This window comes from Pradoshia sp. TA40_28 (assembly GCF_059694525.1).
In genome coordinates, this window is sequence record NZ_JCATZO010000001.1 from 82,229 (window position 1) to 97,379 (window position 15,151).

14 protein-coding genes are annotated in these 15,151 nt (G+C 39.4%); 11 read left to right on the top strand and 3 right to left on the bottom strand.

What is annotated here, in order from left to right:
• The first annotated feature begins 140 nt into the window (after positions 1–140).
• Together galE and AC58NB_RS00365 are read left to right on the top strand one after the other, a co-directional pair.
• Positions 141–1,169: a UDP-glucose 4-epimerase GalE gene (gene galE / locus AC58NB_RS00360; protein ID WP_497424823.1), complete on the top strand. Its 1,029-nt coding sequence runs from the start codon at positions 141–143 to the stop codon at positions 1,167–1,169.
• A 139-nt stretch (positions 1,170–1,308) separates the two neighbouring features.
• Complete coding sequence (locus tag AC58NB_RS00365) at positions 1,309–2,094, top strand: carbon-nitrogen family hydrolase (RefSeq protein WP_497425141.1); 786 nt, start codon at positions 1,309–1,311, stop codon at positions 2,092–2,094.
• Between the two features lie 51 nt (positions 2,095–2,145).
• On the opposite strand, the gene AC58NB_RS00370 is transcribed toward AC58NB_RS00365, so the two are convergent.
• A complete protein-coding gene (locus tag AC58NB_RS00370) occupies positions 2,146–3,087 on the bottom strand; it encodes an ABC transporter substrate-binding protein (protein ID WP_497424824.1) in 942 nt (313 codons plus the stop codon).
• A 171-nt stretch (positions 3,088–3,258) separates the two neighbouring features.
• Between AC58NB_RS00370 and AC58NB_RS00375 the strand changes: the two genes are divergently transcribed.
• Genes AC58NB_RS00375 through AC58NB_RS00385 form a run of 3 tightly spaced genes read left to right on the top strand, consistent with a single transcriptional unit; the run spans position 3,259 to position 6,086 of the window.
• Positions 3,259–4,287, top strand: coding sequence for a FecCD family ABC transporter permease (locus AC58NB_RS00375; protein WP_497424825.1), 1,029 nt, complete (start codon positions 3,259–3,261; stop codon positions 4,285–4,287).
• Positions 4,287–5,288: a FecCD family ABC transporter permease gene (locus tag AC58NB_RS00380; RefSeq protein WP_497424826.1), complete on the top strand. Its 1,002-nt coding sequence runs from the start codon at positions 4,287–4,289 to the stop codon at positions 5,286–5,288. Before AC58NB_RS00375 ends, AC58NB_RS00380 begins: the two co-directional genes overlap by 1 nt.
• A gap of 15 nt (positions 5,289–5,303) precedes the next feature.
• A complete protein-coding gene (locus tag AC58NB_RS00385; protein ID WP_497424827.1) occupies positions 5,304–6,086 on the top strand; it encodes an ABC transporter ATP-binding protein in 783 nt (260 codons plus the stop codon).
• 163 nt (positions 6,087–6,249) lie between these two features.
• Here AC58NB_RS00385 and AC58NB_RS00390 read toward each other — a convergent pair whose 3' ends face one another.
• Positions 6,250–7,713 carry an alpha-amylase gene (locus AC58NB_RS00390; RefSeq protein WP_497424828.1) on the bottom strand — a complete coding sequence of 488 codons (1,464 nt, stop codon included), beginning with the start codon at positions 7,711–7,713 and terminating at the stop codon, positions 6,250–6,252.
• Positions 7,714–8,430: 717 nt separating this feature from the next.
• Between AC58NB_RS00390 and purU the strand changes: the two genes are divergently transcribed.
• The 6 genes from purU (at position 8,431) to AC58NB_RS00420 (ending at position 14,324) form a co-directional block, all read left to right on the top strand.
• Positions 8,431–9,330: a formyltetrahydrofolate deformylase gene (gene purU, locus AC58NB_RS00395; protein WP_497424829.1), complete on the top strand. Its 900-nt coding sequence runs from the start codon at positions 8,431–8,433 to the stop codon at positions 9,328–9,330.
• A gap of 53 nt (positions 9,331–9,383) precedes the next feature.
• Complete coding sequence (gene deoR, locus AC58NB_RS00400; RefSeq protein ID WP_497424830.1) at positions 9,384–10,322, top strand: DNA-binding transcriptional repressor DeoR; 939 nt, start codon at positions 9,384–9,386, stop codon at positions 10,320–10,322.
• Between the two features lie 249 nt (positions 10,323–10,571).
• Complete coding sequence (locus tag AC58NB_RS00405; RefSeq protein ID WP_497424831.1) at positions 10,572–11,873, top strand: pyrimidine-nucleoside phosphorylase; 1,302 nt, start codon at positions 10,572–10,574, stop codon at positions 11,871–11,873.
• Between the two features lie 29 nt (positions 11,874–11,902).
• Positions 11,903–12,577 carry a deoxyribose-phosphate aldolase gene (gene deoC, locus AC58NB_RS00410; RefSeq protein WP_497424832.1) on the top strand — a complete coding sequence of 225 codons (675 nt, stop codon included), beginning with the start codon at positions 11,903–11,905 and terminating at the stop codon, positions 12,575–12,577.
• A gap of 30 nt (positions 12,578–12,607) precedes the next feature.
• Positions 12,608–13,006 carry a cytidine deaminase gene (locus AC58NB_RS00415; protein ID WP_497424833.1) on the top strand — a complete coding sequence of 133 codons (399 nt, stop codon included), beginning with the start codon at positions 12,608–12,610 and terminating at the stop codon, positions 13,004–13,006.
• 133 nt (positions 13,007–13,139) lie between these two features.
• Positions 13,140–14,324: a NupC/NupG family nucleoside CNT transporter gene (locus tag AC58NB_RS00420; protein WP_497424834.1), complete on the top strand. Its 1,185-nt coding sequence runs from the start codon at positions 13,140–13,142 to the stop codon at positions 14,322–14,324.
• Positions 14,325–14,434: 110 nt separating this feature from the next.
• Here the strand turns inward: AC58NB_RS00420 and AC58NB_RS00425 are convergent, their stop codons facing one another.
• Positions 14,435–15,094, bottom strand: coding sequence for a lysoplasmalogenase (locus AC58NB_RS00425; RefSeq protein ID WP_497424835.1), 660 nt, complete (start codon positions 15,092–15,094; stop codon positions 14,435–14,437).
• Positions 15,095–15,151: the final 57 nt, after the last annotated feature.

Below are 15,151 nucleotides of genomic sequence, written 5' to 3' on the forward strand. Positions count from 1 at the left end.
AAATGAGCTTCCACCGTCCGGTTTTGATTATGGTCATTTAAATTCACAAGAAATTAATCCCATAAAATTGAAAATAAGGTAAAATTAACTTATGTACATTTCGAATTACCAATCGTGAGAAACAGGGGAGTGAATCAAGAATGGCCATACTCATTACAGGCGGAGCTGGTTATATAGGCAGTCATGCGGCTGTTGAATTTTTAAATGCGGGCTATGAGATTGTCGTACTGGATAATTTGTCGAATAGTCATATCGAAGTAATTGATAGAATTAAAGAGTTGACGAGTAAGGCCTTTCCTTTTTATAAAATGGATGTACTAGATGTTGAGGCAGTTGACCAACTGTTTCATCTATATGATATTGATTCAGTTGTTCATTTTGCCGGCTTAAAAGCAGTTGGTGAGTCTGTTTCGGCTCCTCTGAACTATTATGATAATAATGTAACAGGTACGATTAAATTGTGTGAGATAATGGCGAAGCATCATGTGAAAAAGCTGGTGTTCAGCTCGTCTGCCACAGTGTATGGCATGCCGGATCGTGTACCAATTGATGAGAATTTTCCGTTATCCGCAACGAATCCATATGGTCGTTCAAAAATAATGATAGAGGACATTTTGCGTGATCTGCATGTTTCAGATCCATCATGGAGTATCGCTTTACTAAGGTATTTCAACCCTATTGGTGCACATGAAACTGGAAGAATCGGTGAGAGTCCTAGTGGTATTCCGAATAATTTAATGCCGTATATCACTCAGGTCGCCATTGGAAAAAGGGATCAATTAGTGGTGTTTGGAAGCGATTATGAAACCCATGACGGTACGGGTGTCCGCGACTATATTCATGTAGTTGATTTAGTAAAGGGCCATCTAAAGGCCCTGCAGTACTTGGAAAATAAGTCTGGGGTAGAAGCATTTAACCTTGGGACTGGAAACGGGTGGAGCGTCCTCGATTTAGTGAAGGCATTAGCAGATGTCAGCGGGAAGGAAATCCCGTACGAAATAGTGGATAGACGATCTGGTGATGTAGCAGTATGTTATGCCAATACTAATAAGGCTTTAACTATCTTGGGCTGGAAGGCCCAAAAAAGTCTGGCAGATATGTGCGCGGATTCGTGGAATTGGCAAATGCAAAACCCAAGTGGATATGATCAGGCAATTAAACAATTATAATGAAGAGGATAGAGTCGGTGGTTTTTAATCGATTCTATTTTTTTGAAACGGATGGTCAGTATTCGTCTTACATGTATTAATGTTGCTATCATCTATACATACAATAACCTTTTAGATAAACGAGGAAGAGGTGGATTCGTTGAAAATAGCCTGTGTACAAATGAACATCGCGTTTGGAAAGCCGCGTGAAAATTTTAATCGTGTAAAGGATTTTATAATAGAGGCTGCCGAAAATGGTGCGGAATGTATTGTATTACCTGAAATGTGGAATACAGGCTATGCCCTGCAACAGTTGGAGGAACTAGCAGACCTTGAAGGGGAGGAAACAAAAAAACTACTTTCCTCATTGGCATCAAAATATGGTGTTTATATTGTGGGCGGCTCTGTATCTGTGAAAACATCGGAAGGGTATTTTAATAGAATGTATGTGTTTAATCGCATAGGGGAGATCCTTTCTGAGTATGATAAAGTCCATCTTTTTAACGTGATGGATGAACAACTATATCTTAATGCAGGACAAAAGGAAAATGTATTTATGGTGGATGAGAATCTATGCGGCGGCTTGATTTGCTATGATATTCGCTTTCCAGAATGGGTTCGGAAGCATGCTTTAGCAGGTGTGAAACTGCTGTTCGTAGTGGCAGAATGGCCCGAAACGAGAGTAGACCATTGGATAACGCTGTTAAAGGCACGCGCCATTGAAAACCAGCTATTCATTATAGCGGTCAACCGGGTGGGAAAAGACCCTCATAATACATTCGCCGGACATTCCATAGTCATCGGTCCATGGGGTGATACGATTACAATCGGAGATACAGAGGAATGTATCCAGTATGCCGAATTAAACATAGAGGAAGTAGATCAGGCCAGAGCCCGCATCTCTGTATTTAAGGATCGAAGAGAAGATTTATATGAAAGAAAATAGAACCCGGTCTAATAAAAAGGAGACTCTTCCAAAAAGAGCCTCCTTTATTTATTATTTATCTAAAGATTCTAAAACAAGGTCAATTGTTTTATCATTGGCTGTTCTAGCATTAGTTGTCCAGTTTGATGAATCCTCAAACATGTAAACATTCCCCTTTTGGACAGCCGGAATAGATTTGTAAATGGAGCTATTCTCCAATGTTTCGATTCCTGCCTCACCACTTGCCGCAGCGATAAAGAGGTGATCTGCATCCAAATCTGCCAACGCCTCGAGTGAAGTAGCCTGCCATGTAACCTGTGCTTCACCAAGATCACTAATATAAGTAGGCATTTTGATTCCTAAGTCTTGATAAAGAACGTTTGAAGCGTAACGATCGCCTTCGAATACAAAGTACTGTCCGCCAGTTACCCAAATAAGAGCGGCTGACTCATTTCCGATTTTTTCTTGGATTGTTGATTTAGCTTCTGCAGTTTTATCTTCATAGCTTTGAATCGCTTCTTTTGCTTGCTCTTCTTTACCGAACAACTCGCCCATTTTTGTCAGTAAAGTTCTCCAGTCAGCCGTATCTTCTTCCTTAAATACATAGGTAGGAGCTACCTTTTTGTATTCCTCATATTGCCCTTCCTGAATAGCAGCTTCCGATTCAAACATAATTAAGTCCGGTTCAGCTTCAATCACATCTTCAATCGGCATATCCCAAGAAATTAATGGAACATCTTTTAAATCATCCTGTAAATATTCATGAACAGATGTACCAATTGACCATTGTGCAGCTGGTGTAATGCCCAAAGTAACTAAATAATCCTCTAAATTAGGTGCAAGAATCCTTTCAGGGTTTGCCGGGAGGCTCATTTCACCGATTGCATCTGTAACTTTCTTTTCGGATTTTCCTTCGTCAGCTGTATCATTGTCCTTTGAGCCACAGGCTGCAAGCAATAAAACAGTACATAGCATGAATGCGAGAAGGCGCATGTATTTATTATTTATTACCATTGCTATATCCTCCTTTAGTATGTAAAATAAATTCATCTCAATAATGATAATCATTCTCACTTATGGAGTCAACGGAAATTCATACCTATCCGTTTTATGGTAACAATAGAAGGGTGTATTCCGTTATAATGCTTTTTATAATGAGAAAAGATTTTGAAGGACTGAACATACGTGCAGAAGAATGCTGATAGAAATAATGCATCTCGCAGGAAACGAATTAGTATGATTCTTCCTGTGTCTTTTTTATTACTTATAGTCATTTTTTTTATTTCATTAATCATTGGAACAAAAACAATAGAACCATCAATCGTATGGGAAGCTTTGATCCACCCGAATTCAGAAAATGTGACCCATCAGATTATTTGGGAAATCAGATTGCCACGGGCACTAATGGCGTGCTTTGTGGGTGCGTACTTAGCTATATCAGGTGCGGTTATGCAGGCGTTAACAAGAAATCCTTTGGCTGAGCCATCCCTTTTGGGAGTATCCAATGGGGCTGCGTTCGCCCTAGTTTTATCATTAACGATTTTCTCAGGATTATCCATAATGGGTTCAATCATCGCTTCCATGATTGGAGCAGGATTGGCTGTACTATTGGTATTTTCTTTGTCTGCCTTATCCAGAGGAGGGGCTACACCGGTAAAGCTAGCTTTGGCAGGTATGGCAACAGGGATGTTTTTAAGTTCTCTAACAACCAGTATGGCTTTATATTTTGATGTCACCAAAAATATTAGCTTCTGGTATGCAGGAGATTTAGCTAATAGCCAGTGGCAGGAAGTAAAAATAGTAGCGGTCGTTGGATTGATAGGATTACCAATTTTACTCGCCATCGCACATTCGTTAACCTTATTATCGCTTGGTACATATGTGACGAAGGGGCTTGGGATTAACATAAAGCTAGTCCATATACTAGGAATTATTGTTATTCTATTGCTTACTGGAAGTTCGGTTGCAGTCTCTGGAACGATTGGGTTTATTGGTTTGGTCATTCCTCATATTACAAGGATGCTTATTGGGGTTGATTATAGAAAATTACTTCCTCTTACAGCTGTGTTGGGCAGTGTTTTGTTATTATTGGCTGACGTTGCCTCAAGAATGATTAATCCGCCTTATGAAACTCCTGTTGGCGTTATGACAGCACTTATAGGAGTCCCTTTCTTCCTCTACCTTGTTCGCAGTGAAGGGAGGAAATTATTTTGATGAACAACGCTAAATTGGTAAGAGTATGGACAGTTCTGTTCATTCTGATTATCATCGCCAGTTTAATCAGCTTGAACGTGGGGACAGTCAGTATTTCACCAGCAGAAGTGTGGCAGACGATTATCGGAAATGGGACAGATAAACAAGAGCTGGTTTTATTTGAGATTCGATTGCCGGCTATTGTGCTGGCGATTCTGGTGGGAACCGGAATGGCTGTATCCGGGGCGGTATTGCAAACAGTAACTCAGAATGAACTGGCTGAGCCTGGAATTCTAGGTATTAACGCTGGAGCTGGATTGGCTGTATTAATCTATATTACCGTATTTCAATCTACTATTGGCAGTCAGAGCTTGGTAGGTACATTTATGATGCCTTTATTTGCTTTTACCGGAGCATTACTGACAACTGTACTAATATTGGTATTATCCTGGAAGAAAGGGCTACATACGATACGCCTTCTACTTGTCGGGATTGGCATTAATGCTGGATTTGCAGCCGTTTTAACAGCGATGCAGCTGCGATTGAATCCTCATGACTTCATGAAAGCGATGGTCTGGTTATCTGGCGACCTTTGGGCTATACAGTGGAAATATGTGTGGGCCCTGCTGCCGTGGTTTTTAGTCTTATTACCATTTATTCTTTTTAAATCACACACACTGAATGTATTAAATCTTGGCAGTTTGGTATCGTCTGGACTGGGGATTCGTACAGAAAAGGAGCGTTTAGTTCTAATCGGAGCTGCAGTTGCCTTGGCAGGATTAGGTGTAACAGTTGGTGGAGGCATAGCTTTCCTTGGTTTGATAGCACCGCACATTGCAAGGAAGCTTGTTGGACCAAAACATGGGGCACTCTTACCTACTGCCGCCATGATTGGAGCCTTTGTATTGTTGCTATCAGATATGTTGGGCAAAAATATGCTCAAGGTAGATATTCCTTCAGGAGTTATTGTCTCCATTATTAGTGCTCCATATTTTATTTATCTTTTAATGAAATCGAAGTAGGGGAGGGCGATCCTATTGGAATTGTTAGCTCGGAATTTAAAAATAGGCTATGACGGTAATGTGATTGTTCCATCATTGAATTTGGAAATAAAAAAAGGAGCAATTACAGCGATTATTGGACCAAATGGCTGTGGGAAATCGACCATTTTAAAAACGATGGGAAGGTTGCACCCTGCAATGAGCGGATCTGTTATTTTGGATGGAAAAGAAATAAAGAATACGCCCACAAAGGAAGTTGCCAGGAAAATGGCGATCCTGCCCCAATCACCGGAAGCTCCTGGCGGCTTATCGGTTGTTGACCTGGTTTCCTATGGGAGAACTCCATATCAGGGTGGGTTTTCACGTTTAAATGAACATGACAGAGAGATGGTCGATTGGTCGATTCGCGTTACTGGGTTAACTGATTTTAAAAATCAATCAGTGGACTCTTTATCTGGTGGGCAACGTCAGCGTGCGTGGATTGCGATGGCGATTGCTCAGGAGACCGGATTATTGCTTTTGGACGAACCAACCACATATTTAGATTTGGCTCATCAGTTGGAGGTTCTTGAACTTCTTAAAAAACTTAATCGTGAGGATGGGCGAACGATTGTTATGGTGATTCATGACTTGAACCATGCGAGCCGATTTGCAGATAAAGTGGTTGCTATTAAAAATGGGCAATTGGTTTTACAGGGGAGTCCGGAGGAAGTGATGAATGTGGATGTATTAAAAGAGGTATTCCAGATTGATGCTTCCATTGTGAAGGATTCAAGAACCGGTAAACCGGCGATTATTTCGTATGATTTAGTTAAATAGTAATCATGAGATAAAAAGAGTAAGAGGGGACTGGATAGACATGAAACATCGCGAAATAAGATGTTTTTGTCTATCCAGTCCCCTGTAATATGAACTCTGATAAATGAACGTTTAAATAACTGTTTTAGTGCCGAAGGTATTAGCTCATTTTTTTGTATAGCTATTATTCTTCTGGGTCTGGCTTGGCCCATACAGAAACACTGCCTCCATTAACTGGAAAGGTTGCCCAGCCTTCTTCATCAATTTCGATTTCATCTGACCGGTTATTGGTGAAATCCGTCCATCTTTCGCCAGCTCTTTCTGCTCCTACAAACATTCTTTTTTCACCTTCATCACCGTTTGAGATGACAACTGCACATCCTGAATTTTCCCTCTCTTCAATCCCCATTCTTACCCATCCAATTGTATTGGGATGATCGAAGTAATCGACTTGTTCTCCATAAGCCTTATGGACTCTTGCGTAAAGGAGAGGATCAATCAGTTTATTTTTTCTTCCAACCGGATTCTCGCCGCCAACTCCATAATAATCACCATAGAAAACACATGGGTAGCCATCGTGACGTAATAAAATAAGTGCATAAGCTGATGGCTTAAACCAATCTTCGACCCATGATTCCAACGATTCTTCCGGTTGTGAATCATGATTATCTACAAATGTGACAGCGTTTAATGGATTGGATTCTACAAGGGTATCCTGAAAAATAGTCGTTAAATCAAAATCGCGTCCCATTTGAGAGGCTTGATGCAATTTATAATGAAGAGGAACGTCAAATAGATCGAGTGTATGATCAATGTTCTCCAGGTATTCTTGGCAAGCCTTCAAATCAGGATTCCAATACTCTCCTACCATATAAAAGTCATCACCATGGGTCTGTCTCATTTCAATGCCAAATTCTTTAATAAACGTATAGTCAATATGTTTAACGGCATCTATGCGGTAACCATCACACTTAATGGTATCAGTGAGCCACTTACCCCAATTCTTCATTTCCTCTCGTACATCAGGATGACGATAATCAATGTTTGCAAACATTAAGTAATCGTAGTTTCCAAACTCTTTATCCACATGTTCGTTCCAGTCTTTATTTTCACCAAGAATTTTAAAGATTCCTGTTCGAATCGTTCCTTCATCATAGTCAGTCCCATTGAAGTGGACCATATTCCACTTAAAATCAGAATAGGTGTCGCCGCGTCCGGGAAAATTGAATTTTGTCCAACCATCAATATCAAATGGTTCTGAAATTTCCACTGTTCGATCATTCTGATCGACCTCAATAACTTTGAACCTCTCTGTATCGTCTGCACCAGCTTTATGGTTCATGACGATATCTGCATACACACAAATCTCATTTTCTTTGCATGCTTCAATAGCTTCTATTAATTCATCTTTCGTACCATACTTTGTTCGAATAGAACCATTTTGGTCAAATTCGCCCAAATCATATAAATCATATATTCCATAACCTGTATCTTCAGGTGTTTGTCCTTTAGTTGGGGGTGGGATCCAAACAGAATCTATTCCACTGTTCTTTAAAACGGGTGCTAGTTCTTTTAAACGTTTCCAGTGCGTGCCGTCAGGTAAAATATGCCACTCAAAAAATTGCATCATCGTATGATTTTGCCCCATTTTTACCACCTCACATCTCTCTCTATTAGCGTGCTTCAACTAATAAAACAATATTTACCTATTTACCCATAAAGCATACCTTTAGAAACATTAATTTAAATATAATTTTAGAATCTCAAAAAAGAACGGATAGGGACCTTGATACCACCTATTCCGCGGCTATCCCGTGGCTATGGCCGACCTATGACCTGGCTATCCCCCCGGTAAAGGCGTCCCAAAGCCCGGTGAAAGGGACTTTACCCTGGCTATGAGTGGCCTATGCCCTGGCTATCCCCGGGTAAAGGCGTCCCAAAGCCCGGTGAAAGGGACTTTACCCTGGCTATGACCGGCCTATGCCCAGCCTATCCCCAGGTAAAGCCACTCCAAAGCCAGGGTAAAGGTGTACGAAAGCCCGGTAAAAGGGACTATATTCTGGCTATGGCCGACCTATGAACCACCTATGAACCGCCTATGACTCAACTATCTCCCGGACAAAGTACACCATAGCCCTAGCAATGGTAAGAAGGGGATGCAACAGAAATGATACCCATAAACGAATGATATGCCATATAAGGAATAAGTGGGGCTGGCTTCGGGCTTCCCTTTGTTGGATGGCGATTAATTTCTACAGATGTGTGAAATAAATAATTTGCAAATGGAAAGGTGACCATTTTATGGTAAAATATTAAAAATGTAAGCGGATTAGAACAGGTAAATAAGAATTGGGATGGTGAGGGTATGGAAACAAGAGCTCAGAATCAAGTAAATCTTTATAAGGAAGGCCAGCGAGATAAAGGCCGGCTGCTAATTAGTTGTCCCGATCAGCCTGGAATTGTAGCAGCTGTATCTGATTTCTTGTTTAAACAAGGCGCCAATATCCTTGAATCCAACCAATATTCAACGGACAACAATGCGGGGACATTTTTCATGAGGATTGAATTTGAGTGCCCAGATCTGGATAAAAAAGAGATTAGATTGAAAGAAGGATTTCTTTCAATAGCGAATAAGTTTAAGATGAAATGGGATATTATTTTTAACTATCATATAAAGAAAACAGCTATATTTGTTTCGAAGGAGCTTCATTGTTTACGAGAACTATTATGGGAATGGCAATCAGGCGATTTAATGACAGAGGAACCGATTGTAATCAGTAATCACATGGATGCCAAAGAGTTAGTAGAATCGATGCATATCCCTTTCTTCTATATACCTGTGACAAAAGAAACGAAGAACGAAGCGGAGGAAAAGCAGAAGGAGCTGCTCGATCAATATGAGATTGACTTAATCGTGTTAGCACGCTATATGCAAATCCTATCTCCAAGCTTCGTTAAAAGGTTTAAGAATAGAATTATTAATATACATCACTCCTTTTTGCCTGCATTTATGGGAGCGCGTCCATATGAAAGAGCATTTGCGCGCGGGGTAAAATTGATTGGAGCTACCAGTCACTTTGTAACAGATGAATTGGATGAGGGCCCAATTATTGAGCAGGATATAATGCGAGTGAATCATCAGGATGATATTCAACAGTTAAAGAAAATAGGGCAGACAATAGAAAGAAGTGTGCTGGCGAGAGCTGTAAAATGGCACTTACAGGACCGAATTATTGTACAAGGAAATAAAACAATCGTATTTTAGACATTGAATTAAAAATAAGTTTAAAGAAAATAGGTAGAAGCTAGGGGTACGATATGGAAGCAGATAAAAAAAATAAAGTGGTAGAAGCGGCCAAGCTTTATTATTTACTAGATTATACACAGAATGAAATAGCAAAAAAACTCGGTGTATCAAGACCCACTGTATCACGCATGCTCCAAACGGCTAAAAAGGAAGGAATTGTCCAAATCAAAATAAGTGATACTGAGGAAAATATGGAGAGTCTGGAGGCTGCGCTTGAGAAAAAGTATAGGCTGAAAAAGGCAGTGGTTACACCAGTACCCCAACATGAAGATCACATAATTAAAACAACTATTGGACTAAAGGCAGCTGAATATCTTGATACAATCGTCAAAGATCATGACATCATTGGGGTAACGTGGGGAACAACTCTCTACCATGTTGCAGTGGAGTTGAAGAAGAAACTAGTGAATAATGTTAAGATTGTGCAGCTTAAAGGCGGGATTAGCCATTCTGAGACACACACCTATGTGTCCGAGATTCTTTATTTGTTCGGTAAGGCTTTCCATACCACACCCCTTCATTTACCCCTGCCAGCGATTGTGGATCAGGTAGTTGTTAAACAGGCGATGATGGCAGATCGTCATATTAAAAGAATTATTGATACTGGTAAAGAAGCGAACATTGCCTTATTCACATGTGGGCCGGTTAAATCAGATTCTCTGCTCTTTAAACTGGGCTATTTTACGGAAGAAGATGTAGAGATGCTTTATTCCAAAGCCGTTGGAGATATTTGTTCACGCTTTTTTGATAAGGATGGGGAAATTTGCAATGATTCGTTGAATGAACGAACATTGGGAATTGACTTGGAGGAGCTCAAGGAAAAGGAATATTCTATATTGGTTGCTGGAGGGTCCCAAAAGGTAGATTCAATCCATGGGGCGCTAAAGGGTGAATTCGCTAATGTATTGATAACAGACCAATATACGGCCAGATTTATTTTGGATAAATAAAACAAGAAAGTGAATACGGTTTTAACCTCCTGTTTATATTAATAGGAGGTTTTCTGTGTAAAAAAATGGATTTAAGAGGTTAAATAGAGTGTAATAGAATATTTTACATTTGTTCACACTTTAGTGTTACTTTTGTTCAATTAATATGGTATAGTTAGTTTTGTAAGTGCTACCAATATTTTCACTTGCATGATTGATCTAAGTAAGGGTGGCTATTTTACGATAATTCATTAAATGAGGTGTTAGATCATGAGAATGGTTGACGTTATTGAAAAGAAGCGTAACGGTCATGAGTTAAATAGAAGTGAAATCCAGTTTGTTATTGAAGGATTTACGGATGGAAGTATACCGGATTATCAGATGTCAGCATTTGCAATGGCGGTTTATTTCAAGGGTATGACTCAGCAAGAAAGAGTTAACTTAACTGAACTAATGGTTGAATCAGGAGATCAAATTGATCTATCACAAATAAATGGCGTAAAAGTAGACAAGCATAGTACGGGTGGTGTTGGTGACACAACTACACTTGTATTGGCACCTTTGGTAGCAGCACTTGGAGTACCGGTTGCGAAAATGTCTGGTCGTGGTTTAGGCCATACAGGTGGTACGATTGATAAATTGGAAGCTGTTCCTGGTTTTCATGTGGAAATCTCAAATGAAGATTTCATCAACCTCGTTAATACAAATAAAATCGCTGTTATTGGACAAAGTGGTGACTTAACACCTGCAGATAAAAAGTTATATGCCTTACGTGATGTTACGGCAACAGTTGATTCTATTCCTCTAATTGCAAGCTCGATTATGAGCAAGAAAATTGCAGCAGGAGCAGATGCTATTGTTCTAGATGTTAAAACAGGCGACGGGGCATTCATGAAAAACCTTGACGATGCAAAAGAATTGGCAAGGGCAATGGTTGATATCGGTAATGGAGTTGGCAGAAATACAAAAGCAATTATCTCCGATATGAGTCAACCACTTGGATTTGCAGTAGGAAATGCACTGGAAATCAAAGAAGCGATCGACACATTGGTTGGTAAAGGTCCGGCTGATTTGCATGAACTATGCTTAACGTTGGGAAGCCACATGGTTATACTAGCTGGTAAAGCTGAAACAACTGAAGAAGCACGTGGCATGCTTGAGGAAGTTATGCATAATGGAAAAGCGCTTGAAGTATTCAAGACATTCCTTGCTTCTCAAGGTGGAGATGCATCTGTTATCGATGATCCATCCAAACTTCCGACTGCTAAATACCTAATTGAAGTTCCGGCAAAATCATCTGGATATGTTTCTGGCATTCAGGCTGAGGAAATTGGTGTTGCTGCCATGATGCTTGGAGCTGGCCGTGCTACGAAGGAATCTGTCATTGATCTGGCTGTTGGAATTGTATTGAATAAGAAAGTCGGAGATCAAGTGGCGGAAGGCGAATCACTTGTAACTGTACACACAAACTCAGAAGACATTGCAAGCGTATTAGAAAAGATATATGGGGCATACAGCATCAGTGATGAAGAAGTACCAGCTCCAACATTAATATATACTGAAATTCATTAATTTAAGATTTGGAAGGCAGGAAATAGTAAATGACTACAAAATTAACATCTTTAATCGACCATACATTATTAAAGGCAGATGCCAGAGAAGAACAAGTAACGACAATTGTTGAGGAAGCAAAAGAACATAAATTTGCATCTGTATGTGTAAATCCAACATGGGTTAAAAAATGTGCAGAAATGCTTAAAGACACACCAGAAGTAAAAGTATGTACCGTTATTGGTTTCCCATTGGGAGCAAATACTTCTGAAGTAAAAGCATTTGAAACAACGAATGCGATTGAAAATGGTGCGGATGAAGTGGATATGGTTATCAATATCGGAGCTATGAAAGATGGCCGTTATGATGTCGTTGAAGCTGATATTAAAGCAGTAGTCGATGCAGCAAAAGGTAAAGCACTAGTAAAAGTTATTATCGAAACATGCTTGCTAACAAAAGAAGAAATTGAAAAAGCGTGTCAGCTGGCTGTATCTGCTGGTACAGACTTTGTTAAAACATCAACTGGATTCTCTACAGGCGGAGCAACAGTGGAAGATATTGCCCTTATGAGAAAAACAGTTGGAGCTGAAATCGGTGTGAAAGCTTCTGGCGGTGTGAGAAGTCTTGAAGATGCAAAAGCAATGACAGAAGCTGGTGCTACTCGTATTGGTGCTAGTTCTGGGGTTTCAATTGCTAAAGGTGAAACAGCAAACACAGACTATTAAGTAGTAGAAGAAGCGTGTGGGAGGCCCCAAATGGATAAAGATAGTTTAATTCAAGAAGCAATCGAGGCACGGAAACAGGCATATACACCTTACTCTAAATTTAAGGTAGGTGCAGCTGTTTTAACTGCAGATGGGCAAGTTTTCCGTGGGTGCAATATTGAAAATGCCTCTTATGGGCTAACAAATTGCGCTGAACGAACAGCCATATTTAAAGCCGTTTCAGAGGGCGAACCAAAGGTTGAAGCGATTGCTATTGTCGCTGATACAGATGGTCCGGTATCACCATGTGGAGCCTGCCGACAAGTAATCGCTGAGTTTAGTGATAGCAATACAAAAGTCTATTTATCGAACCTCAAGGGAGACTTGTTGGAAACTTCAATTGCAGAATTACTACCAGGATTTTTTAAATCAACGGACATGGGGAAATGATTTAATTCAACTATAAAGTGCAGTTTTCGGCTCCAATCTCCAAACATATTTGGAGCCGGATTCTGTGAAATAGAATGGGTTTTTAAGTTAAGGTGTACCAAAATAATCTAAGCATCTTAGTGGAGGAATTATGTTGAAATATCTAATTTCAATCATCGGGTTATTGGCAGTGGTAGGGTTAGCTTTGTTAGTGAGTTCAAACAGGAAACAAATCAAGTATAAATATATTGGATTAATGGTTGTTATTCAAATTGCATTAGCAGCTTTATTATTAAATACCAAATTCGGATTCGTTTTAATCCAAGGTATTGCCTCTGTATTTGGACATTTACTAAAATTTGCAGAAGCAGGAATATCATTTGTATTTGGCGGATTGGCAAATGAAGGAGAAGCACCATTTTTCCTTACAGTTTTATTGCCAATTGTTTTTATATCTGTATTAATCGGAATATTACAGCATTTTAAAATTCTTCCTTTTATTATGAAGGGAATTGGCCTTCTGTTAAGCAAAGTGAACGGAATGGGTAAACTAGAATCCTATAATGCAGTAGCTTCAGCGATGGTTGGGCAATCAGAGGTATTTATAACAGTGAAAAAACAATTGGGGCAGTTACCGCCTCACCGTTTATATACTTTATGTGCATCAGCTATGTCGACCGTTTCTATGTCAATCGTCGGTGCATATATGACAATGATTGATCCTAAATATGTAGTAACCGCTTTAGTGGTCAATCTATTTGGTGGATTTATCATTGCTTCACTGATCAATCCTTATGAAGTAGATGATAAAGAAGATATTCTCGTTGTTACAGAAGAAGGAGAAAAACAAACCTTTTTCGAGATGATAGGCGAATATATTATGGACGGCTTTAAAGTAGCAGTTACCGTAGCAGCTATGTTGATTGGTTTTGTTGCATTAATGGCATGTATAGATGCCTTGTTTGATATGACAATCGGAGTTTCCTTCCAACAAATATTAGGATATATTTTCGCACCATTTGCCTTTATTATGGGTATACCATGGAGTGAAGCAGTATCTGCAGGTGGTATCATGGCTACAAAACTAGTAACGAATGAGTTTGTTGCGATGATCAGCCTGACAGAAATAGCGAATACATTCAGTGAACGTACTCTTGGGATCATCTCTGTTTTCCTTGTATCCTTTGCAAACTTCTCCTCGATTGGAATCATTTCGGGAGCGGTAAAAGGGTTGCATGAAAAACAAGGAAATGTGGTCGCACGCTTTGGTTTGAAATTACTATTTGGAGCCACTCTTGTAAGCGTATTATCAGGAATCATCGTAGGGTTGGTTCTTTAATCATATAAATATAGTAAAAGCAGATTCGAATAGAATCTGCTTTTTTTAGTATGGAATAGAATATTCCCTTATGGTTATCGATGTCTTACCTTTAATCTAGACAATAAGCCTTATCCCTTTGAAGGATTTATAGTTGTATAATTTGGTGTTTTTCCGATACTGAAGGCAATGCAATACTGAGCTGCATAATAGGTTGTCATAATCCAGATATGTGAGTGAGATACATCAGATATAAACATATTCCAGGATAGTATAGTATCAGAAATCATGAAAAGCAGACTCCCGCAAATTGCATACAAATTTCCGGTCATAAAGGCTGCCCATGCCATCATAGAGATCGCACCAATATAGAAGATGATAGGAATAACCAATTCATCATTTCCTGCCTGCTGCAGGGCGTTTATCAGTTTATTACCGATTATAAAGTCAAAAGCAAGAAGCGGAAAGATTGATAAAAAGCGAAGTTTTGAAAAATTCCACTGTTTTAGAAATCCTGCAATATAAATGAGATGCCCTATCAAAAAAAAGCTCAGTCCAATGATAAACCAGTGAAGCAGTCCATCACCGAGCATACAAAAAAACAGTCCGATCATGATAAGTCTTTTATTTTTCTGAACCCCATCAGATTTTTGAAGAAAGGCAAAATAGATAATCATCCACATGGGAATCAATTTAAATAGTAATTTGAGTCCAAGGGGTTCAGATGGAATGAAAAAAATATAAATAATACTCATTACTAAGATGAAAAGAGAAAGTAGTTTAATCTTCATATAATTCCCTCCTTCCTGAGAATTTACCATAATGTATTTGACGGAGAAAGTGGAAAA

Coding starts and splice junctions, on each gene's coding strand:
- AC58NB_RS00380 (WP_497424826.1), top strand. CDS start 4,287: ATGAACAACGCTAAATTGGTAAGAGTATGGACAGTTCTGTTCATTCTG.
- AC58NB_RS00405 (WP_497424831.1), top strand. CDS start 10,572: ATGAGAATGGTTGACGTTATTGAAAAGAAGCGTAACGGTCATGAGTTA.
- AC58NB_RS00390 (WP_497424828.1), bottom strand. CDS start 7,713: ATGGGGCAAAATCATACGATGATGCAATTTTTTGAGTGGCATATTTTA.
- purU (WP_497424829.1), top strand. CDS start 8,431: ATGGAAACAAGAGCTCAGAATCAAGTAAATCTTTATAAGGAAGGCCAG.
- AC58NB_RS00370 (WP_497424824.1), bottom strand. CDS start 3,087: ATGGTAATAAATAATAAATACATGCGCCTTCTCGCATTCATGCTATGT.
- AC58NB_RS00425 (WP_497424835.1), bottom strand. CDS start 15,094: ATGAAGATTAAACTACTTTCTCTTTTCATCTTAGTAATGAGTATTATT.
- deoR (WP_497424830.1), top strand. CDS start 9,384: ATGGAAGCAGATAAAAAAAATAAAGTGGTAGAAGCGGCCAAGCTTTAT.
- galE (WP_497424823.1), top strand. CDS start 141: ATGGCCATACTCATTACAGGCGGAGCTGGTTATATAGGCAGTCATGCG.
- AC58NB_RS00415 (WP_497424833.1), top strand. CDS start 12,608: ATGGATAAAGATAGTTTAATTCAAGAAGCAATCGAGGCACGGAAACAG.
- deoC (WP_497424832.1), top strand. CDS start 11,903: ATGACTACAAAATTAACATCTTTAATCGACCATACATTATTAAAGGCA.